Origin of the sequence: Streptomyces lienomycini (genome assembly GCF_027947595.1) — a bacterium.
GTDB lineage: Bacteria > Actinomycetota > Actinomycetes > Streptomycetales > Streptomycetaceae > Streptomyces > Streptomyces lienomycini.
Genome location: NZ_CP116257.1, coordinates 2,924,558 through 2,944,640 on the forward strand (window position 1 = coordinate 2,924,558; position 20,083 = coordinate 2,944,640).

Sequence of the window (20,083 nt, forward strand, 5' to 3'; positions counted from 1 at the left end):
GGCACCCCGGGGGAACACGCCCCCGAGGTCACCCCGCGGCGCCGTCCGCCTCCTCGGCCAGCACCCGCTGCGCCGTCGCGAACGCCGAGTTGGCGGCCGGGACACCGCAGTACACCGCCGTCTGGAGCAGCACCGCGCCGATCTCGTCCGCCGTCAGCCCGTTGCGCCGCGCCGCCCGCACGTGCATGGCCAGTTCCTCGTAGTGGCCGTGCGCGACCAGCGCCGTCAGCGTGACCATGCTGCGCTCGCGGCGCGAGAGGGTCTCGTCGGTCCAGATCTCGCCCCACGCGTAGCGCGAGATGAAGTCCTGGAAGCGGGAGGTGAACGGCGACTGCCGCCCCTGCGCCCGGTCCACGTGCGCGTCGCCGAGCACCTCGCGCCGCACCGCCATGCCCCGCCTGGCGCCGCCGTCGAAGTGCGCCCGCAGCGCCGTCAGCACCGCCTCCGGCCGCTCGGCCGGCGCCAGGTGCGAGGCACCCGGGATCTCCGTCAGCGTCGCGTCCGGCACCGCGTCGGCGATCTCCCGCAGATGCGCGGGAGGTGTGGCCGGGTCCTCGCGACCGGCGATCAGCAGCGTCGGCGCGGAAACCTCCCCGAGCCGGTCCCGGAGGTCGAAGGCGGCCAGCGCGTCGCAACAGGCGGCGTACGCGCCGGGATCGGCCTCCCGGTGGTCCCGCACCAGCCGCGGCACGGTGAACCCGGGGGTGAACCACCGCGCGTCCGCGCTCTCCGCGAGCCGGGCCAGGCCCTCCTCGCGCACCCGGGCGGCCCGCTCCTCCCACGGTTTCGCACCGCCGAAGTGCGCCGACGAGCAGACGGCCGCCAGCGACGACACCCGCTCCGGACGGTGCACGGCCAGATGCAGGCCCACCGCACCGCCCAGCGAGACACCGGCGTAGGCGAACCGCTCCACCCCGAGCGAGTCGGCGAGCGCGAGTACCAGTTCGGCCAGGTCCCCGACGGTGGCGCCGGGGCCGATCAGGTCCGCCGCCGAACCACCGTGCCCCGGCAGGTCCCAGCGGATCACGCGGTGCCCGATGGACAACTCGGGCGCCACCGCGTCCCACAGCGCGTACGAGGTGCCCAGCGAGGGCCCGAGCAGCAGCGGGGGAGCGGAGGCGGGGCCTTCGGACAGATGGTTGAGGAGAGTCGTCAACGTCGCTCCAGAGCACGGTCGGTGAGGGCGGCAGCGGCACCCGTGCAGCGGGCCGGGTCGGTAAGGGAGGCCAGATCTGTGCCCCGCAACTCGGGCACATCGGCTAGCAGTTCGCCAAGGCTTCGTTCCTCGGCGTACGTACGGGCCGCCAGTTCGGTGAGCAGCTCCTTGGCGCGGGCCCGCCCGAGCACCGGGGCCAGTTCGGCCGAGAGCCGCTCCGACACGATCAGCCCGTGCGTGAGACCGAGGTGCGCGCGCATCACGTCCGGACGTACCCGCAGCCCCTCGGTCAGCTCGGCGGCGTCACGGGCGGCGCCGCCGGTCAGGCGCAGCAGGTCCCGCAGCGGCTCCCACTCGGCGTGCCAGGCCCCGGCCGGCCGCTCGTCCTCGGCGATCAGCGAGCCGTACAGCGTGGCCGCGAGCAGCGGAGCACGCCGGGCTGCCGCCGCGATCAGCGTGGACCGCACCGGGTTGGCCTTGTGCGGCATCGCCGACGAACCGCCGCCACCGCCCTCGGCGACCTCGCCGATCTCGGTGCGGGAGAGCGTCAGCACATCCGCGGCGATCTTCCCGAGCGCCCCAGCGGCGAAGGCGAGCGCGCCGGCCAGGTCGGCGACGGGGGTGCGCAGGGTGTGCCAGGGCAGCAGCGGTGCCGCCAGGCCCAGTTCACGGGCGTACGCCGCCGGGAGCTCGACCGGGTCGGTGGCGCCGTACGCGCCGAAGGCCGCCAGCGTGCCCGCCGCGCCGCCGAGCTGGGCGGGAAGCGCGGCACGCACCGCGTCGATCCGGTCGCGCGCGTCCAGCACCAGCAGGCGCCAGCCGGCCGCCTTCAGTCCGAACGTCGTCGGCACGGCGTGCTGGGTGAGGGTCCGGCCCGGCATCGGCGTGTCCCGGTGCTCGGCGGCGAGCCGGGCCAGCGCCCGCTGGGTACGCGCGAGGTCGGGCAGCAGCAGGTCCAGGGCGCGGGCGGCGACCAGCATCGACGCCGTGTCCATGATGTCCTGGCTGGTCGCGCCCCGGTGCACATACGGCCCGTACGGCTCACCCACCGCCTTCGTCAGGTCGGCCACCAGGGGGATGACCGGGTTCCCGCCGCCCCGGGCACGCTCCGCGAGGGAGCGCGTGTCGAAGACGGCCGGGTCGGCGACGGCCGCGCCCACCGCGTCCGCCGCCTCGGCCGGGGCGAGCCCCAGCGCGGCCTGGGCGCGGGTCAACGCCGCCTCCGCGTCGAGCAGGGCCCGCAGATACGCCCGGTCGCCGGTCGCCGACGCGACCGGCGAGCCCGCCCACCCGGGGGCGAGCAGACTCACGTCCGCATCCGCATCCGCATCCGCATCCGCATCGGCGGCGGCAGCGGTGCCGGTGCCGGCGGGGTCGGCTGGTGATGTCACTGGAACTCCAGGAAGACCGTCTCGCCCTCGCCCTGAAGGCGGATGTCGAAACGGTACGTCCCGTGGCCCTCGTCCGCCGCGACCAGCGTGTCGCGGCGCCCGTCCGGCACCCGGGCCAGCAGCGGGTCGGCGGCCAGCGTCGCCTCGTCGCCCGGCAGGTAGATCCGGGTGAACAGGTGCACGAGCAGTCCGCGCGCGAACACGCACACGCTGACGTACGGGGCGCTCCGCCCGCGCGACCCCGGCCGCAGCGTCCGCGCGTACCAGTGGCCGTTCGCGTCGGTCTGGAGGCGCCCGAAACCGGTGAACTCCACGCCGTTGCGCCCGAGGAAGCCCCCCGAGGCCGGGTCGCGCCGCATCGAGCCGTCGGCCGTGGGCACGTTGCCCTCGGTGTCCGGCCCCCACAGCTCCAGGAGGGCGTCCGGCAGCGGGTTGCCCTCGCCGTCGTACACGTACCCGTGCACGGTGACCGTGTCCGGGTGCCCGGCGGGCGCGATGTCCTCGCCGCCGCGGAAGGGCAGCGCGTACCCGTAGAAGGGGCCGACCGTGTGCGACGGGGTGGGCGGCACCTGCTCCGGGCCGCTGGTGTCGGTCTTCGTCATGGCGGGTCAGCGTCCTTCTTCGATCCAGGTGGCGTGCGGGCCGTCGAGCACGATGTCCCAGTGGTAGCCGAGCGAGAACTCCGGCACCGACAGGCTGTGGTCGTACGTCGCGACCAGCCGCTGCCGCGCCGCGTCGTCCGTCACCGACTGGAGGATCGGGTCGTAGGGGAACAGCGGGTCGTTCGGGAAGTACATCTGCGTGACCAGGCGCTGGGTGAACGCCGAGCCGAACACGGAGAAGTGGATGTGCGCCGGACGCCACGCGTTGACGTGGTTGCGCCACGGGTACGGGCCGGGCTGCACCGTCGTGAAGCGGTAGAAGCCGTCGTCGTCGGAGAGGGCGCGGCCCACGCCGGTGAAGTTCGGGTCCAGCGGCGCGTCGTGCTGCTCGCGCTGGTGCGCGTACCGGCCGGCCGAGTTGGCCTGCCAGATCTCCACGAGCTGCCCGCGCACCGGCCCGCCGTTCCGGTCGAGCAGACGCCCGGAGACGGTGATGCGCTCGCCGACCGGCTCCCCGGTGTGCTGCCGGGTGAGGTCGTTGTCCATGTCGGTGACGTCCCGCTCCCCGAAGGCGGGGGAGGACAGCTCCACCAGCTCCGGGTCCTTGGTGACGTCGATGGCGATCGGCGGCTGCTTCGGGTGGCGCAGCACCGAGGAGCGGTACGGGGCGTAGTCGCGGCGCGGGTGGTGCTCGACGGGGCCGCCGTCGGCGACCCGCTTCTCGTAGGCGGCGTGCTCGGCCGCGATCTCCGCGTCGATGTCGTGCTGGGTGAGCGTCATGGGGATTCCCTGGGTGACTAGCGGTCGAGGACCAGGGCGAGACCCTGGCCGACGCCGATGCAGAGGGTGGCGATGCCGGTGCCGCCGCCCCTGCGGGCCAGCTGGTGGGCGACGGTGCCGGCGAGGCGGGCGCCCGAGGCGCCGAGGGGGTGACCGAGCGCGATCGCGCCGCCCTGCGGGTTGAGGATCGCCGGGTCGAACTCGGGCCACTCGGCGACGCAGCCCAGTACCTGGGCGGCGAAGGCCTCGTTGAGTTCGAGCACGTCCAGGTCGGCGAAGCCGCGCCCGGCCTTGCCGAGCGCGCGGTTCACGGCCTCGACGGGGGCGAGACCGAAGTACTGCGGGTCGGTCGCCGAGACGCCGGTGGCCGAGACCCGGGCGAGCGGCTCGCGTCCGGTGGCCCGCAGGCCCTCCTCGTCCACCAGCAGCAGCGCGGCGGCGCCGTCGTTGAGCGGGGAGGCGTTCCCGGCGGTCACCGTGCCGGCGGTCGTCCGGAAGGACGGCCTGAGCTTCGCCATCGCCTCCAGGGACGCGTCCGGGCGTACGCACTCGTCGGTGGCGAAGTCCACCGGGTCGCCCTTGCGGCGCGGCACCGGGACGGCGGCCAGTTCGGCGTCGAACAGGCCGTCGGCCCGGGCGCGGGCGGCCTTGTGGTGCGAGGCGAGGGCGTACTCGTCCTGCTGCTCGCGGGTGATCCCGTGCTTGTCCGCGATCAGCTCCGCCGACTCGCCGAGCGGGATCGTCCACCGCGGGTCCATCGCCGGGTTGACCATGCGCCAGCCCAGGGTGGTGGAGTACATCTCGGTGTGCCCTGCGGGGAAGGGCCGGTCCGACTTGGGCAGCACGTACGGCGCCCGGGTCATCGACTCCACCCCGCCCGCGAGTACGACCGACGCGTCGCCGACGGCGATGGCACGGGCCGCCTGGATCACCGCTTCGAGGCCGGACGCGCACAGCCGGTTCACCGTGACGCCGGGGACGGTGGTGGGCAGGCCGGCCAGGAGCGCGGCCATGCGGGCGACGTTGCGGTTCTCCTCACCTGCGCCGTTGGCGTTGCCGACGTACACGTCGTCGATCCGGGACGGGGCCAGGCCGGGCGTGCGGCCGAGGAGTTCACGGATCGCGTGCGCCGCCAGGTCGTCCGGGCGTACGCCCGCCAGGCCCCCGTTGTACCTGCCGAACGGGGTGCGCACCGCGTCGACGATGTAGACGCCCCTCACTTCGGTCCCTCCGCACTCTCCGCGACGACGAGCTTGGCGTCGGTCCTGGCGACGACTTCGTCGACGCCCACACCCGGGGCGGTCTCCACCAGGACCAGGCCGTCGGCGGTGACGTCGAGGACACCGAGGTCGGTGATGACACGGTTCACACATGCTTTGCCGGTGAGAGGCAGCGCGCACTGCTCAAGGATCTTGGGGGAGCCGTCCTTGGCGGTGTGGGTCATGACCACGATGACCGTGCGCGCGCCGTGGACGAGGTCCATCGCACCGCCGATCCCGGTGATCATCTTGCCGGGAACGGCCCAGTTGGCCAGGTCACCCGTGGCGGAGACCTGCATCGCTCCCAGCACCGCCACGTCGATGTGCCCGCCGCGGATCATGCCGAAGGACAGCGCCGAGTCGAAGAAGGCGGCGCCCGGGCGGACCGTGACCGTCTCCTTGCCCGCGTTGATCAGGTCGGGGTCCACCTCGGCCTCGGTGGGGTAGCGGCCGGTGCCCAGGATGCCGTTCTCCGACTCCAGGGTGACCTCGACGCCCTCGGGGAGGTGGTTCGGGATCAGGGTCGGCAGGCCGATGCCGAGGTTGACGTACTGGCCGTCCGCCAGCTCCAGCGCGGCACGCGCGGCCATCTGTTCACGCGTCCACGCCATCAGGAACTCACCGTTCCTCGTGCCGGAGGCGCGGAAATCGTACGCCGCTCGATCTTCTTGTCGGCGACCTGCTCGGCCGTCAGGGCCACCACCCGCTGGACGAAGATCCCGGGCAGGTGCACCGCGTCCGGGTCGATCCCGCCCGGCTCGACCAGCTCCTCCACCTCGGCGAGGGTCACCCGTCCGGCCATCGCGGCCAGCGGGTTGAAGTTCCGGGACGACTTCGCGAAGACCAGGTTGCCGTGCCGGTCGCCCCTGGCCGCGCGGACCAGCGCGAAGTCGGTGCGGATGCCGCGCTCCAGGACGTACTCCGTCCCGTCGAACTCGCGGACCTCCTTCGGCGGCGAGGCCAGCGCGACGCCGCCCGACCCGTCGTACCGCCAGGGCAGCCCGCCGTCGGCAACCTGGGTGCCGACCCCGGCGGGGGTGTAGAAGGCGGGGATGCCGGCGCCGCCGGCCCGCAGCCGCTCGGCCAGGGTGCCCTGCGGGATCATCTCCACCTCCAGCTCCCCGCCGAGGTACTGGCGCGCGAACTCCTTGTTGGCGCCGATGTAGGACCCGGTCACGCGGGCGATGCGCCCGGCGGCCAGCAGGACGGCCAGCCCGGACTCCATCGCGCCGCAGTTGTTGGAGACCACCGACAGTCCGCCGGTCCCGCGCTCGTGCAGCGCCTGGATCAGCGCGTTCGGCACGCCGCTCAGTCCGAAACCGCCCACCGCGAGCGAGGCGCCGTCGGGCACGTCGGCCACCGCCTCCGCGGCCGTGGCCACCACCTTGTCCATGCGAGACGCCCCATCTCTTCCGCGCGCGCCCCGGAACAGATAGTCAGGGCACTGAGTATTCCAGCGAGGTTTCCCACACGCTGCCACCGGACGGCTGGGGCGTCAAGACCCACGAAATGCGAGGTAGAACGGATGATGCGCTGACGGGGGTGACTGTCGTCCGCACCCTGTATCGTCAGTGCACCGATGAAAGTGACCACGGGAGTGTGCGCATGGCAGCGGTCGATCTGACCACCCACCCCGGCCATCTGGCGCGGCGGCTGCAACAGGCGCACTACCTGCTGTGGAACACGATGGTCTCCGAGGAGACCACCTCGCCGCAGTACGCCGTCCTCAACGCCCTGGTCGCCGAGCCGGGCCTGGACCAGCGCACCGTGGGGGAGCGGGTGGGCCTCGACCGGTCCACCATCGCGGAGGTGGTGAGCCGCATGGGCCGCCGCGGACTCCTCGACAAGGTCCGCGACCCGCAGGACGGCCGCCGCTCCCTGCTGCGGCCGACCGACGAGGGGCTGCGCGTCCACCGCCGGCTGGGCGTGCGCATCGCCCGCATGAACCAGGTGCTCCTCGCCCCGCTCGCCCCCGACGAGCAGACGGTGTTCTTCGACCTGATCCGCCGGGTCGCGGACGCGGCGGAAGGGCTCCGCAACCCGGCCGAACCCACGGCGGCCTCCGGCTGACCGGGGCCGGAGCGAGGGCCGGGGGCCGGGGCCCTATGGGTCAGGACCCGCCGGTGAAGACCACCCACACCTGGCCCTCGGCGAAGTTCAGCGGCCGGCCGCCCTCGGTGGTGAAGGCCGTGCCGTCGTCGGCCGCTCCCCGCTTCCAGGTCGCGTCGTACACGCGTCCGTCGCGCAGCACCTCCGCCCGCCCCGATCCCACCGACTCGACGTAGGGCGAGTTGCTGCCGCGGAAGTCGCGGAACGCCGACTCGCGCACGGTCACGTGCTGTACGACGACCGTGGCCGGGGCCAGCCGCCCGCCGTCCGCCGTGCGGGCCGGTGCGCCGTCCATGGAGACCAGCCACCGGTCCCGGGTCCCGGACCAGGTGAAGGTGAAGCGCGCCGAGGGGTAGCGCACCGTGTGCGACGACTGCGCCCGGCCGCCCGCGGGCGCCTTGCCGTAGGTGAACCCGGTGGTGAGGGCCGCGCTCCCGGAGGGCTTCCCGAGCAGCTTGCCGGGCCGCAGGTAGAGGTTGTGCGGGGCCTGCCGGTCCTGGGCGCGGACGTAGGCGTCGGAGTCCTCGCCCGGCGGCTCCGCGCGCAGGGGGGCCTTGTCGATGAGCGGCAGCAGCTTGCTCTGCGCGCCGGAGAACGCCAGCACCGGCCGGTCGAACTGGCCGAGCAGCTCCAGGTCCGACTCGCGGGCGCTGCGCACCGGACCCACCGACTCGGGCAGCTTGCCGGCGTAGATCGCCATCAGCCGGCTCAGCCCGGCCTCCACCGGCTCGGCGTAGACGACGTCCGCGTCCTCCAGGCCCGTCTGCGGGCGGGCCGCGGGCACGTTGTCGACCTTCACGGCGAGCACCGGTCCGGCGGCCGGGGCCGCGCTGTGCGACCGCTCCGGTTCCGGCGCCCGTCTGTCCTCCTTCGCGGCGGGCCCCGCGGTACAGCCCGCCGCGGCCAGCGAGACCGCCACCGCCGCCGTCAGCAGTGCGGCACACCGTCCTGTGCGCGTCCCTCGTCGCATCGTGATCATCCGTCCATCCGTCCCGTGTCATGATTGTGCGTTTCTCAGAGGATTTAGTGCCATACCTGGAGGAATCCGATACGGCACACGGAACGGGGCTGATAATCCGCTGTTCGGCCGAGAAGACCGCCGGGTTCGGCCGCGGGAGCCGCGGGGTACCCGGCCGCCACGCAGAACCGACGCGCACGGCGACGGAGGGAGCGCGGGGCGATGAAGGCAGTGACGTGGCAGGGCAAGCGGGACGTGCGGGTGGAGGAGGTGCCCGACCCGAGGATCCAGGAGCCGACGGACGCCGTCATCCGCGTCACGTCCTCCGGGCTGTGCGGCTCCGACCTGCACCTCTACGAGGTGCTCACACCGTTCATGACACCGGGCGACATCCTCGGCCACGAGCCGATGGGCATCGTCGAGGAGGTCGGTCCGGAGGTGACCGGCCTGAAGCCCGGCGACCGGGTGGTGGTGCCGTTCCAGATCGCGTGCGGCCACTGCTACATGTGCGGTACAGGTCTGCCGACCCAGTGCGAGACCACCCAGGTCACCGGCGAGGGCATGGGCGCCCCGCTGTTCGGCTACACCCGCCTGTACGGTGCGGTGCCCGGCGGCCAGGCCGAGTACCTGCGGGTGCCGCAGGCGCAGTACGGACCCATCAAGGTGCCCGAGGGCCCGGCCGACGACCGCTTCGTCTACCTCTCCGACGTCCTGCCCACCGCCTGGCAGGCGGTCGAGTACGCCGCCGTCCCGCAGGGCGGCAGCCTCGCGGTGCTGGGCCTCGGCCCGATCGGCGACATGGCGTGCCGGATCGCCCGCCTCAAGGGGGTCGACAAGGTGTTCGGCGTGGACCTGGTGCCGGAGCGGCTGGAGCGGGCCCGCGAACGGGGTGTGGAGACCTTCGACCTGCGATCCTTCGACAACGAGAAGGAACTCGTCTCGGCGATCCAGGACCGGACGGGCGGTCGCGGCCCCGACGCCGTGATCGACGCCGTCGGCACCGAGGCGCACGGCGGCGTCGTGGCCAAGCTGGTGCAGCAGACCGCCGCGGTGATGCCCCGGGCCATCGGCAGCCCCCTGGCGGAGCGGTTCAGCGTCGACCGGCTCGCCGCGCTCTACACGGCGATCGACCTGGTCCGCCGCGGCGGCACCATCTCGCTCTCCGGCGTGTACGGCGGCATGGCCGACCCGATGCCGATGCTCACCATGTTCGACAAGCAGATCCAGCTGCGCATGGGCCAGGCCAACGTACGCCGCTGGAGCGACCAGATCGTCCCGTACCTGACCGACGACGACCCGCTCGGCGTCGACGACTTCGCCACCCACCGGGTGCCGCTGGCCCAGGCGCCGCACTGGTACGAGATGTTCCAGAAGAAGCAGGACGGCGCGGTCAAGGTGCTGATGAAGCCGTAGCGTCCACCGCGCGGGTCAGGGCCCGCCGAGGATCTCCGCGAGGTCGTACCGGACCGGCTCCTCCAACTGCGCGAAGGTGCAGCTCTCCGGGGTCCGGTCCGGGCGCCAGCGGCGGAAGCGGGCCGTGTGCCGCAAGCGAGCCCCGTTCTCCATGTGGTCGTACGCCACCTCGACGACCCGCTCCGGCCGCAGCGGCACCCAGGAGAGGTCCTTCTTGCCCGACCAGCGGCTGGGGGCGCCGGGCAGCCGCGCCGACTCGTGGGCGGCCTCCTCGGCCCACCTGGCCCACGGATGGTCCCCGGCGTCGTCCATGCGCAGCGGGTCCAGTTCCTCCACCAGCTCGGCCCGCCGCTTCATGGTGAAGGCCGCGCACACCCCCACGTGCTGGAGCACACCCCGCTCGTCGTACAGCCCGAGCAGCAGCGAGCCGACCACCGGTCCGCTCTTGTGGAAGCGGTATCCGGCGACGACCATGTCCGCCGTACGCTCGTGCTTGATCTTGAACATGGCCCGCTCGTCCTGCCGGTAGCGCAGGTCGAGCGGCTTGGCGACGACCCCGTCCAGCCCCGCCCCCTCGTACTGCTCGAACCACCGGCGGGCCACCTCGATGTCGTCCGTCGCGGGCGCCACGTGCACCGGCGGCGTCACCCCGTCCAGCGCCCGCACCAGCAGCGCCCGCCGGTCGGCCAGCCCCACGTCGAGCAACGACGCGTCGTCCAGCGCCAGCAGATCGAAGGCCACCAGCGAGGCCGGCGTGCGCTCCGCCAGCATCCGCACCCGGGAGTCCGCCGGATGGATCCGCTCGGTCAGCGCGTCGAAGTCCAGATGCCCCTCCCGGGCGATCACGATCTCCCCGTCCACCACGCACCGCCCCGGCAACCGCTCCCGCACCGCCGCCACCAACTCCGGAAAATACCTGGTCAGCGGCTTGCCCGTCCGGCTCCCCAGCTCCACCTCGTCCCCGTCGCGGTACACGATCGCCCGGAAGCCGTCCCACTTCGCCTCGTAGTGCATCCCCGGCGGAATCCTCGCCACGGACTTGGCGAGCATCGGCTTCACGGGCGGCATGACGGGGAGATCCATGGTCCGATTCTGAACGCCCCCGCCCCCGGACGCCTGATATGCGAAGCTTCCGCGCTGCGCCTACCGTGGCTCGCATGGCGGAAGCGGTGGAGCTGGAGGTGGGCGGGCGGGCCGTGCGGCTGTCCAGCCCGGGGAAGGTGTTCTTCCCGGAGTGCGGGTACACCAAGCTCGACGTGGCCCGGTACTACCAGGCCGTCGCCCCCGGCATCCTGCGCGCCCTGCGCGAGAGGCCCACCACGCTCCAGCGCTACCCCGACGGCATCACCGGCGAGTGGTTCTACCAGAAGCGCGCGCCCAAGGGGATGCCCGACTGGATCCCGACCGCGCACATCACCTTCCCCAGCGGACGCAGCGCCGACGAGATGTGCCCCACCGAGGAGGCCGCCGTGGTGTGGGCCGCCCAGTACGGCACCCTCACCTTCCACCCCTGGCCGGTGCGCCGCGACGACGTCGACCACCCCGACGAACTGCGTATCGACCTCGACCCGCAGCCCGGCACCGACTACGACGACGCCGCCCGCGCCGCCCACGAACTGCGCGCCGTACTCGACGAGTTCGGCGGCCTGCGCGGCTGGCCCAAGACCTCCGGCGGGCGCGGCATCCACGTCTTCGTGCCGATCGAGCCGCGCTGGACCTTCACCCAGGTGCGGCGTGCCGCCATCGCCGTGGGCCGGGAGATGGAACGGCGGATGCCCGAGCGGGTCACCATCAAGTGGTGGAAGGAGGAGCGCGGCGAGCGCATCTTCATCGACTACAACCAGACCGCCCGCGACCGCACCATCGCCTCCGCCTACTCCGTGCGCCCCCGCCCGAACGCCCCCGTCTCCGCCCCGCTGACCTGGGACGAGGTGGGCGTCGCGCACCCGCGGGACTTCGACATCACGTCCATGCCCGCGCGCTTCGCCGAACTCGGCGACGTGCACGCGGGCATGGACGACACGAGACACTCCCTCGACGCGCTGCTGGAGCTGGCGACGAAGGACGAGCACGATCACGGGCTCGGTGATCTCCCGTACCCGCCGGAGTATCCGAAGATGCCGGGCGAGCCGAGCCGGGTCCAGCCCAGCCGGGCCAGGAAGAAGGCTCCCGGCCCGGACTGAGCCCCAACGGTCGGGGACCTACAGGTCCTTGATCCGGACGTCGCGGTACGAGACCACGTCCGACGTGCTGTGCACCTGCAGTCCGATGTAGCCGGAGGCGAACCGCCGCCCGTCCGTGCCCGGGTCGTCCGAGCGCTCGGGGTAGAAGGTCTGGCCGCCGAAGTTGTCGAACTCGTTGATCAGCACGCCGTTGCGGTAGATCGAGTAGTGCTGGTCCACCACGCGGATCTCGTAGTCGTTCCAGGTCCCCTTCTCCGTCACGCCCGCGCCGGCCAGGCCGACCCGGTCGAAGCCGTAGAGGGAACCCGTCTTGTACATGTCGCCGGTCGGGCTGTCGAACACCTGTACCTCGTGCCCGTACTTGATGGCGACCCACTCCGGTCGCGACTCCTCCGGGTGGTCGTGCACCTGCGGGAAGCGCACGAAGACGCCGCCGTTGGTGTTCGCGGTGCCCGCCGCGTCGTCACGCCACTGGAGCTTCAGCGAGAAGTCGCCGTACTTGCGCTCGGGGAACCACAGCATGCCCATGCCGGGCGTGCTGGTGCTGGACGTGATCGACCCGTCCGGGTTCAGCCCGAACGAACCGCCGCCCACCTGCTCCCACTGGGCGAAGGACTCCTGGCTGCCGTCGAGGATCGTGCGGTAGCCCTCGGTCTGGCCGGGCAGCCCGATCTTCGACTGCTTGGCGGCCTTGTTGATCGCCTTGACCTCACGCCTGTCGACGACGCCCTCGGCCCGCAGCGCGTCCATGACGTTCCCGACGTGCTTGAGGAACAGCGCCTGGGACGTCCACTCCTTCTCGTCCTCGATCATCTCGTTGATCCGGCACCGGTTGTTGGTGACCCGGTTCGGCACCCCGGAGTCGACCGTGCCGACGATCACCGTCAGCCGCTCGTCGTACTCCGGGCAGGGCGGCGCCGGGACCCCGCCGGCCACCACCGTGAAGCTCACGGTCAGCGACTCGGAGGTGTTGCCCGCCTTGTCGCTCGCCCGGTACGCCACCGTGTGCCGGCCCACCCGGTCCACGACCACCGGGTCGGTGTACGCCAGGTAGGGCCCGGCGTCCAGCGAGTACTCCACACCGGCGACGCCGGAACCGCCCTCGTCCGCGGCGTTCACGGTCACCTTCGCGCTGCCGACGTAGGCGCCGTCGGAGTTCTTGGTGCCGTCCACGGTCGCGCCGGTCACCGGCGGGGTGGTGTCCTGCGGGGGAGCCGCGGCCACGGTGAAGGCGACGCTCTTCTCCGCCGCGACGTTGCCCGCCTTGTCGGTGGCCCGGTAGCGCACGGTGTGCTCCCCGACCTGGTGCACCATGACCGGCGCCGTGTACGCCGTCCAGGCGCCGTCGCCGACCGCGTACTCGATGGTGTTGACGCCGGAACCGGTGTCGGAGGCGGTGACGGTCACCGTCGCCATGTCGATGTAGGCGCCGTCCGCGTTCTTCTCACCGCTGAGGGTCGCCGAGGTCTCCGGCGCCGTCGTGTCGTCGGTGTCCGGCGCGGCCACGGCGAACGTGACGTTCTTCTCCTCGGCGGCGTTGCCCGCCTTGTCGAACGCCCGGTAGCGGACCGTGTGTTCACCGACCTGGTCGACGACGACCGGCGTGGTGTACGGCTGCCAGGCGCCGTCGGCACCGATCGCGTACTCGATCCGCTCGACGCCCGAGCCGCCCTCGTCGGTGGCCGCGAGCGTCACGGTCGCGGAGCCGACGTACGCGCCGTCGGCGTTCTGCGTGCCGCCCACCTCGGCCGAGGTCGCGGGCGCCGTGGTGTCCTCGCCGCCGCCCTCGGTGACCACGAGCACGCCCGTCATCTGGCCGTGGCCCGGGATCGTGCAGTGGTACATGTACGTGCCGGGGGTGAGGGTGACCTCGGCGGTGTGCTTGCCGCCCTCGGCGTCGAACGGGTTGGCCAGGATGTTCAGCTGCACGTCCTGGTTGTACTCGGGATCGCTGGTCATGAACGTCAGCGTGTGCGGCATGCCGGTCGTGTTGCCGGTGGCCTCGCTGTTCTCGAAGACGATCGTGGCCGGACCGGCCACCGCCGTCTCGGGCGCCGACACGTACTTGGTGATGTCGTCGCCCGCCGTCCAGGTCAGCACCTGGTCGGCGGCGGCCGCGGCGGGTGCCGCCGCCGGCTGCCCGGAGGCGGACGTCGCCTGCAGTCCGAGCACCATCAGCAGACCGGCCAGCAGCGCGGCCCACATTCTTCGTTGGCGTATCACTCGGTCCCCCTCGCCAGCTGTCCGGCGGCCGGCGTCGGGCCGCCGCCCTCGTAGGTGACCCGCCACAGGGCCGACTTGGAGTCCGAGGTGAAGAAGCCGCGCCCGTAGTCCAGGACGTACAGCGCGCCGTCCGGGCCGAACTTCCAGCCCATCAGGTTCTTGATGCCGTCGTTGCCGACCGGCACGATCTTCTTCAGGGACTCCGAGTGCACCGGCAGACCGCCGTCGCCCTGCGTCTTCGGGTCCATCAGCACCGCGTTGCGCGGCTGGTCGGCGTCGTAGAAGTCACCGACGAACCACTTGCCGTCCCAGTACGCCGGCCACTTGGTGTCACTGGCGCTGTCGGCGTCGTAGCGGTAGACCGGGCCGTTCATCGCGGCCTGGCCGCCGCCCTTGAGCCAGGGCAGCCGGTAGACCGCCTCGTCCTGGTCGTACGACGGGACGCCGTTCTCGTCACGCGGGAAGTCGGGGCCGCCACCCTGCGGCGAGTACCAGATGTTGTTGCCGGTCACCGGCGGCAGGTTCACCAGGCCGTCGTTGTTCGGCGACTCGTTCTTCGGGTGGTCGCAGTCGTACCAGCCCAGCGGCTTCGACGGGTCCGGCAGGTTCCGGTCCCGGTACGGCTGCTTGTTGCCCATGCAATACGGCCAACCGCGGTTGCTCGCCTTGGTGATGGTGGCGAACGTGTCGTACTTGGCCGGACCCCATGTCGTCGACGGGGCACCGGCGTCCGGGCCGACCCAGCCCGCGTACAGGGTGTCGGTCTTCTTGTCGACGGAGATGCGCGCCGGGTTGCGCACGCCCATCACGTAGATCTCGCCGCGCGTCTTGCCGCCGCCCTCGGCGGTCTCCTCGCCGGTGAAGAGGTTGCCCTGCGGGAGCGTGTACGTCCCGTCCGACTCCGGGTGGATGCGCAGGATCTTGCCGTTGAGGTTGTTGGTGTTGCCGGCGGTGCGGCGCGCGTCGGCGAAGGACACGCCCTTGAAGTTGGGCTCCGGGTTGTTGCCGGAGTAACCGTCGCTGAACCCACTGGAGTTGTTGTCACCGGTGGCGATGTACAGGTTCCCCTTGGAGTCCCAGGCCATCCCGCCGCCCGCGTGGCAGCAGCTGTGGATCTGCACCGGCCACTTCAGCAGCGTCTTCTCGCTGCCCAGGTCCAGTTTGTTCGTGGCCCGGTCGAGCGTGAAGCGGGAGACCCGCCGCTCGGCCATGTGGGTGTCCCGGTTGATCCGGGAGTGCGGGGTGTAGTGCAGGTACACCCACCCGTTCTCCTCGAACCTCGGGTCCAGTTCGATGCCGAGCAGGCCCTCCTCGACCTTGGTCAGCTCGTCGCCGCCGCCCTTGTTGCCGAAGACGGTCAGCTCACCGGCGAGGGTGACCTTGTCGGTCTTCGGGTCCCAGACGTGGATCTGCCCGGTGCCCTTGCCGACGTTCGGGTCGTTCCAGTCGGTCACCACGGGGTGGGAGGAGTCCGTGCCGCCGCGGCCGATGTAGAAGACGCGGCCGTCGGGGGCGGTGACCAGGCCGTGCGGTTCGCCGATCTGGTCGTTCTGGCCGGGCTGGTTGGGGTCGGTGAGCCGCTCGGCCTTGTAGTTGGCGTTGATGGTCGCCTTGCAGTCGGCCTGCGAGAGGCGGGTCGTCCACATCAGGGCGCCGCGCAGATGGGTGCGGAAGTCGGTCTCGTCGTACGACGACACCGTGCCGCCCATGCCGGTGTAGAACGACCGGCCGCCGTCGTAGTCCCGGCACCAGCTGACCGGGTGGTCCGCCCCGTTGGCGCTCGCCCCGGGCGCGTACGTCGACTCGCGCACCCGGGCCACGGTGTGGACCTCACCGGACGGGTTCTTCTGCCAGTTCAGCCACTCGTCGGGGCGCTTCCACTCCAGCGGCAGGTCCTTGGTGGCCGGATGACGCCGGTCACCGACCTCGACCGTGGCCCGCTGGACCCCGGTCGGACTGCCCGCGGCCGGGCGCGCGCCGACCAGACCGGTGAACCAGTCCGAGTACGGCTCGGCGCGGGCCGCGTCGTGGACGCCGACGAACCCGCCGCCGGCCTCCATGTACGCCTCCAGACCCGCCTCCTGGGCGGGCGTCAGCACGTCACCGCCACCGGTCAGGAACACGACCGCGTTGAAGCGGCCGAGCTTCTTCTCGTTGGTGAAGACGTTGGCGTTGTCCGTGGCCTCGACCTTGAACTGCTCCTTGGCCGGGCCGGACAGCCCGATCCGCTCGATCGCCGCGATACCGGCGTTCACGACCGGGGACTCGTCCCCGGCCGCGGCGGACCCGTAGAAGATCAGCACACGTACGTTGGAGCCGCCCGGCGGCGACTTGATCGACATCGTTGTCAGGGATGGATCCGGCGCCGGACGTGCGCTGGCGGCAGGGCCAGCCAGCAGTCCCGCGGCGACGAAAGCGGCGGTGGCGCACGCCGCCCAGCCTCTTCTTCTCGCGCTCAACCCTCTCAAGGGCATGGGCACCTCCTCGGTCACGGCAGCAGCGCCAAGGAAGCTAGACCTCTTTGCGCGGTTCGCCAATAGGTATGACCGGGATCCGACGAACTTTGTCCTGAGTGTGGATAAACACGGCGGCAACCGGTACGGTCCCACAGGTTCATCACAGCCAATCGGTACTGCGTCTGGGCAACATCCGTTTCAGCGTGGGGAGTTCGGCATGGACAGGCGAGGCTTCAACCGGCGGGTACTGCTGGGTGGCGCGGCCGTCGCGACATCGTTGTCCATCGCACCGGAGGCCGCGGGCTCGGCAGCGGCGGCCAAGGAGGTCACCGCGAGGACCGCACCGGCCGGGGGCGAGGTGAGACACCTCAAGATGTACGCCGAGAAGCTGCCCGACGGGCAGATGGGCTACGGCTTCGAGAAGGGCAAGGCGTCGGTCCCCGGCCCGCTGATCGAGGTCAACGAGGGCGACACGCTGCACATCGAGTTCACCAACACCATGGACGTTCGGGCCAGCCTGCACGTCCACGGCCTGGACTACGAGATCTCCAGCGACGGCACCGCCATGAACAAGAGCGACGTCGAACCCGGCGGCACCCGCACCTACACCTGGCGCACCCACAAACCGGGCCGCCGCGAGGACGGCACCTGGCGGCCGGGCAGCGCCGGCTACTGGCACTACCACGACCACGTCGTCGGCACCGAACACGGCACCGGCGGCATCCGCAAGGGCCTGTACGGGCCGGTGATCGTGCGCCGCAAGGGCGACGTGCTCCCGGACGCCACGCACACGATCGTCTTCAACGACATGACCATCAACAACCGCGCGCCGCACACCGGCCCCGACTTCGAGGCCACCGTGGGCGACCGCGTCGAGATCGTCATGATCACGCACGGCGAGTACTACCACACCTTCCACATGCACGGTCACCGCTGGGCGGACAACCGCACCGGCATCCTCACCGGGCCCGACGACCCGTCCCGGGTCATCGACAACAAGATCACCGGCCCGGCCGACTCCTTCGGCTTCCAGATCATCGCCGGGGAGGGGGTGGGCGCCGGGGCGTGGATGTACCACTGCCACGTGCAGAGCCACTCCGACATGGGGATGGTGGGCCTCTTCCTCGTGAAGAAGCCGGACGGCACGATCCCCGGGTACGAACCGCACGAGCACGGTGCGACGGCCGAGGGCGCGGGAGAGGCGGCCGGCGAGACACCCGCCCACGAACACGAACACTGATCCGGCGTCGGCCGACCGGGCCCGCACCGGGCCCGCACCAGCGCGTTCACCACGCCGGGAACGCCCCCTCCCGCCCGACGGCATGCCGCTATCCTGAGCCGCAGCCGCCCAGGAGGAGTGCCGTGACCCAGACCGCGCCGCGTCCCACGCTGGAGGCCGTGGCCGAGCGCGCCGGGGTCTCGCGGGCCACCGTGTCCCGCGTGGTCAACGGGGCGCACGGAGTGCGGGAGGCACTGGCCGAGCGGGTCCGGCGTGCCGTGGAGGAGCTGGGCTACGTGCCCAACCAGGCCGCCCGATCCCTGGTGACCAGACGGCACCGGGCCGTCGCCGTCGTCGCCGCCGAACCGGAGACGCGGGTCTTCTCCGACCCCTACTTCGCCCAGCAACTGCGCGGCATCGGCAAGGAACTGACGGCCCACGACAACCAACTGGTCCTGCTGCTCACCGAGGGCCGCGAGGACCACGCCCGCGTGGGCCGCTACCTGGCCGGCGGCCATGTCGACGGCGCCCTCGTCTTCTCCCTGCACCTGCACGACCCGCTGCCCGGACTCGTGCGCCGCGCCGGCGTGCCGACCGTCTTCGGCGGGCGCCCCGACTGGGACGACGGTGTGGACGACGTGGTCTACGTGGACAGCGACAACCGCGGCGGGGCCCGAGCGGCGGTCCGTCACCTGGCCGGGCTCGGCCGCACCCGGGTCGCGCACATCACCGGCCCGCTCGACCAGACCTCCGCCGCCGACCGGCTCGCGGGCTTCCTCGACGTCCGGGCCGACACCGACCCGGGGCTGGTCGCGCACGGGGACTTCACCGCGGGGGGCGGGGAGCGGGCGATGCGGGAGCTGCTCGACCGCCGCCCCGACCTGGACGCCGTGTTCGCGGCCAACGACCTCACCGCGGCGGGCGCCCTGCGGGTGCTGCGCGAGCGCGGGCGGCGCGTGCCGGACGACGTGGCCGTGGTGGGCTTCGACGACATGCTGCCCGTCGCCGAACAGACCGACCCGCCGCTGACCACCGTCCGCCAGGACATCGAGGGAATGGGCCGGCTGATGGCCCGTCTGCTGCTGCGCGGCCTGGAGGACGGTCCGGCCGGCGGCGCCCGACGGGACGACGGGGACGACCCCGGGGCCCCGGAGACCGGCCCGTCCGCACTGGTCCTGCCGACGACCCTGGTCCACCGCGCCACCGCGTGAGCCCGGACGGCGCGCGGGGCACGAGCACCGACACCGGACGCGTCGCCGCGCGGGTCCGGGCGTCCCGGGCCCCGGCACCTCGCCCCGAACACACGCGTCGGCCCTGCCCACCGGGGTCCGCCGCACCACCGCCCACCCGGGTCCGCCGCGTCACGCCGCGAGCGCGGACGCGGGAAGGGGCGCCGCGCCCCGGCAGCCAGGCCCGGACGGCGGGCCCGGACGGTGGGCCGGTCCCTCCCGTCTATGCCTGACGCGGCCTCGGCCTGAGCACGGCGAACTCGGCACCGTAGGGGTCGGCGAGCCGGGCGATACGGCCGACGCCCTCGATGTCCGTCGCGGGCACCCGCACCGTGCCGCCCAGCTCGGCGGTCCGGGCGACCACGGCGTCCGCGTCCTCGACCGCGAGGTACGGCAGCCACCCGGCGTCCTTGTCCGCCGGGTCGTCGGCGAGCGGGACGACACCGCCGAACATGGCCTCCTCGCCCTCGCCGGCCGGATTGACGCAGGTGTACGAGCCGCCGGGGAAGGGGACGGCGGAGGTCTCCAGACCGAGCACCGCCCGGTAGTACGCGGCGGCGGCCGCGACGTCCGCCGTGTGCAGTTCGACCCAGCACAGCGCGCCGGTCTCGCCGGCCGCGTCCAGACCGGCCCGGCGCCCCGGCTGCCAGATGCCGAACGGCACCCCGGCCCGGTCGGTGAGGATCGCCATGGTGCCCTGGTCCATGACGTCCATCGGCTGCACGAGGACACCGCCGTGGGCCCGCTCGGACGCCTCGGCGGCGGACCGCGCGTCCGGCACCTGGAAGTACACGGTCCAGGACGGGGGGCCCTGCTCCGCGGTCGTACGCATGCCGCCGGCCACGATCCGGCCGTCCAGCTCGAAGAAGCCGTAGCCGCCGGCCTCCGGCCCCGCCGACCGGAACCGCCAGCCGAAGAGGGCGCCGTAGAAGGACGTGGCGCCGTCGAGGTCGGAGGTGCCGACATCGAGCCAGTTCGGAGCGCCGGTGACGAAACGGGTGGTGAGCATGATCGCCCTCCTCGGAAGGTTCCCGTTGCCTTCACTGACGAGTCTTGCACCGACCACCGACAACCGCTTCCGCGCGCCGCCGTGCGCCGCCGTGCA

General features: G+C 72.4%; 17 protein-coding genes. 5 read left to right on the forward strand and 12 right to left on the reverse strand.

Features of this window, described 5'->3' with window-relative positions; all coding sequences use genetic code 11:
- Window positions 1-28: 28 nt before the first annotated feature.
- From pcaDC to BJ961_RS13135, 7 genes are all read right to left on the reverse strand, one after another.
- Window positions 29-1,156 (reverse strand): bifunctional 3-oxoadipate enol-lactonase/4-carboxymuconolactone decarboxylase PcaDC, encoded by a 1,128-nt coding sequence (gene pcaDC, locus BJ961_RS13105; protein ID WP_271321482.1) that lies wholly within the window; start codon window positions 1,154-1,156, stop codon window positions 29-31.
- Window positions 1,153-2,460, reverse strand: a complete 1,308-nt coding sequence (pcaB, locus tag BJ961_RS13110) for a 3-carboxy-cis,cis-muconate cycloisomerase (protein ID WP_271417032.1) — start codon at window positions 2,458-2,460, stop codon at window positions 1,153-1,155. Before pcaB ends, pcaDC begins: the two co-directional genes overlap by 4 nt.
- Before the next feature lie 83 nt (window positions 2,461-2,543).
- Window positions 2,544-3,149: a protocatechuate 3,4-dioxygenase subunit alpha gene (gene pcaG, locus BJ961_RS13115; protein ID WP_271321483.1), complete on the reverse strand. Its 606-nt coding sequence runs from the start codon at window positions 3,147-3,149 to the stop codon at window positions 2,544-2,546.
- A 6-nt stretch (window positions 3,150-3,155) separates the two neighbouring features.
- On the reverse strand, window positions 3,156-3,929 hold the full coding sequence (gene pcaH / locus BJ961_RS13120; RefSeq protein WP_271321484.1) for a protocatechuate 3,4-dioxygenase subunit beta: 774 nt from the start codon (window positions 3,927-3,929) through the stop codon (window positions 3,156-3,158).
- A gap of 17 nt (window positions 3,930-3,946) precedes the next feature.
- On the reverse strand, window positions 3,947-5,149 hold the full coding sequence (locus tag BJ961_RS13125; protein WP_271321485.1) for a thiolase family protein: 1,203 nt from the start codon (window positions 5,147-5,149) through the stop codon (window positions 3,947-3,949).
- Window positions 5,146-5,799, reverse strand: coding sequence for a CoA transferase subunit B (locus BJ961_RS13130; protein ID WP_271321486.1), 654 nt, complete (start codon window positions 5,797-5,799; stop codon window positions 5,146-5,148). Before BJ961_RS13130 ends, BJ961_RS13125 begins: the two co-directional genes overlap by 4 nt.
- On the reverse strand, window positions 5,799-6,581 hold the full coding sequence (locus BJ961_RS13135) for a CoA transferase subunit A (RefSeq protein WP_271321487.1): 783 nt from the start codon (window positions 6,579-6,581) through the stop codon (window positions 5,799-5,801). The genes BJ961_RS13130 and BJ961_RS13135 overlap by 1 nt, the downstream gene beginning before the upstream one ends.
- Window positions 6,582-6,793: 212 nt before the next feature.
- Between BJ961_RS13135 and BJ961_RS13140 the strand changes: the two genes are divergently transcribed.
- The gene (locus BJ961_RS13140) at window positions 6,794-7,258 is read left to right on the forward strand and encodes a MarR family winged helix-turn-helix transcriptional regulator (RefSeq protein WP_271321488.1); all 465 of its coding nucleotides are present in this window, start codon (window positions 6,794-6,796) and stop codon (window positions 7,256-7,258) included.
- A gap of 40 nt (window positions 7,259-7,298) precedes the next feature.
- Here the strand turns inward: BJ961_RS13140 and BJ961_RS13145 are convergent, their stop codons facing one another.
- Window positions 7,299-8,267, reverse strand: a complete 969-nt coding sequence (locus BJ961_RS13145) for a DUF3048 domain-containing protein (RefSeq protein ID WP_271417033.1) — start codon at window positions 8,265-8,267, stop codon at window positions 7,299-7,301.
- Between the two features lie 210 nt (window positions 8,268-8,477).
- On the opposite strand from BJ961_RS13145, the gene BJ961_RS13150 reads away from it, so the two are divergent.
- Window positions 8,478-9,668, forward strand: a complete 1,191-nt coding sequence (locus BJ961_RS13150) for a zinc-dependent alcohol dehydrogenase (RefSeq protein ID WP_271321489.1) — start codon at window positions 8,478-8,480, stop codon at window positions 9,666-9,668.
- Window positions 9,669-9,683: 15 nt separating this feature from the next.
- On the opposite strand, the gene BJ961_RS13155 is transcribed toward BJ961_RS13150, so the two are convergent.
- Window positions 9,684-10,751, reverse strand: coding sequence for an ATP-dependent DNA ligase (locus BJ961_RS13155; RefSeq protein WP_271321490.1), 1,068 nt, complete (start codon window positions 10,749-10,751; stop codon window positions 9,684-9,686).
- Between the two features lie 74 nt (window positions 10,752-10,825).
- Here BJ961_RS13155 and ligD point away from each other — a divergent pair, with 74 nt between their 5' ends.
- Window positions 10,826-11,851 (forward strand): non-homologous end-joining DNA ligase, encoded by a 1,026-nt coding sequence (gene ligD / locus BJ961_RS13160; protein WP_271321491.1) that lies wholly within the window; start codon window positions 10,826-10,828, stop codon window positions 11,849-11,851.
- An 18-nt stretch (window positions 11,852-11,869) separates the two neighbouring features.
- On the opposite strand, the gene BJ961_RS13165 is transcribed toward ligD, so the two are convergent.
- On the reverse strand, window positions 11,870-14,056 hold the full coding sequence (locus BJ961_RS13165; RefSeq protein ID WP_271417034.1) for an OmpL47-type beta-barrel domain-containing protein: 2,187 nt from the start codon (window positions 14,054-14,056) through the stop codon (window positions 11,870-11,872).
- Window positions 14,057-14,070: 14 nt separating this feature from the next.
- A complete protein-coding gene (locus BJ961_RS13170; RefSeq protein WP_381156536.1) occupies window positions 14,071-16,548 on the reverse strand; it encodes a ThuA domain-containing protein in 2,478 nt (825 codons plus the stop codon).
- 199 nt (window positions 16,549-16,747) lie between these two features.
- Between BJ961_RS13170 and BJ961_RS13175 the strand changes: the two genes are divergently transcribed.
- On the forward strand, window positions 16,748-17,770 hold the full coding sequence (locus BJ961_RS13175) for a multicopper oxidase domain-containing protein (protein ID WP_271321493.1): 1,023 nt from the start codon (window positions 16,748-16,750) through the stop codon (window positions 17,768-17,770).
- Between the two features lie 122 nt (window positions 17,771-17,892).
- Window positions 17,893-18,960 carry a LacI family DNA-binding transcriptional regulator gene (locus BJ961_RS13180; protein ID WP_271321494.1) on the forward strand — a complete coding sequence of 356 codons (1,068 nt, stop codon included), beginning with the start codon at window positions 17,893-17,895 and terminating at the stop codon, window positions 18,958-18,960.
- A gap of 241 nt (window positions 18,961-19,201) precedes the next feature.
- Here the strand turns inward: BJ961_RS13180 and BJ961_RS13185 are convergent, their stop codons facing one another.
- A complete protein-coding gene (locus BJ961_RS13185; RefSeq protein ID WP_271321495.1) occupies window positions 19,202-19,987 on the reverse strand; it encodes a VOC family protein in 786 nt (261 codons plus the stop codon).
- Window positions 19,988-20,083: the final 96 nt, after the last annotated feature.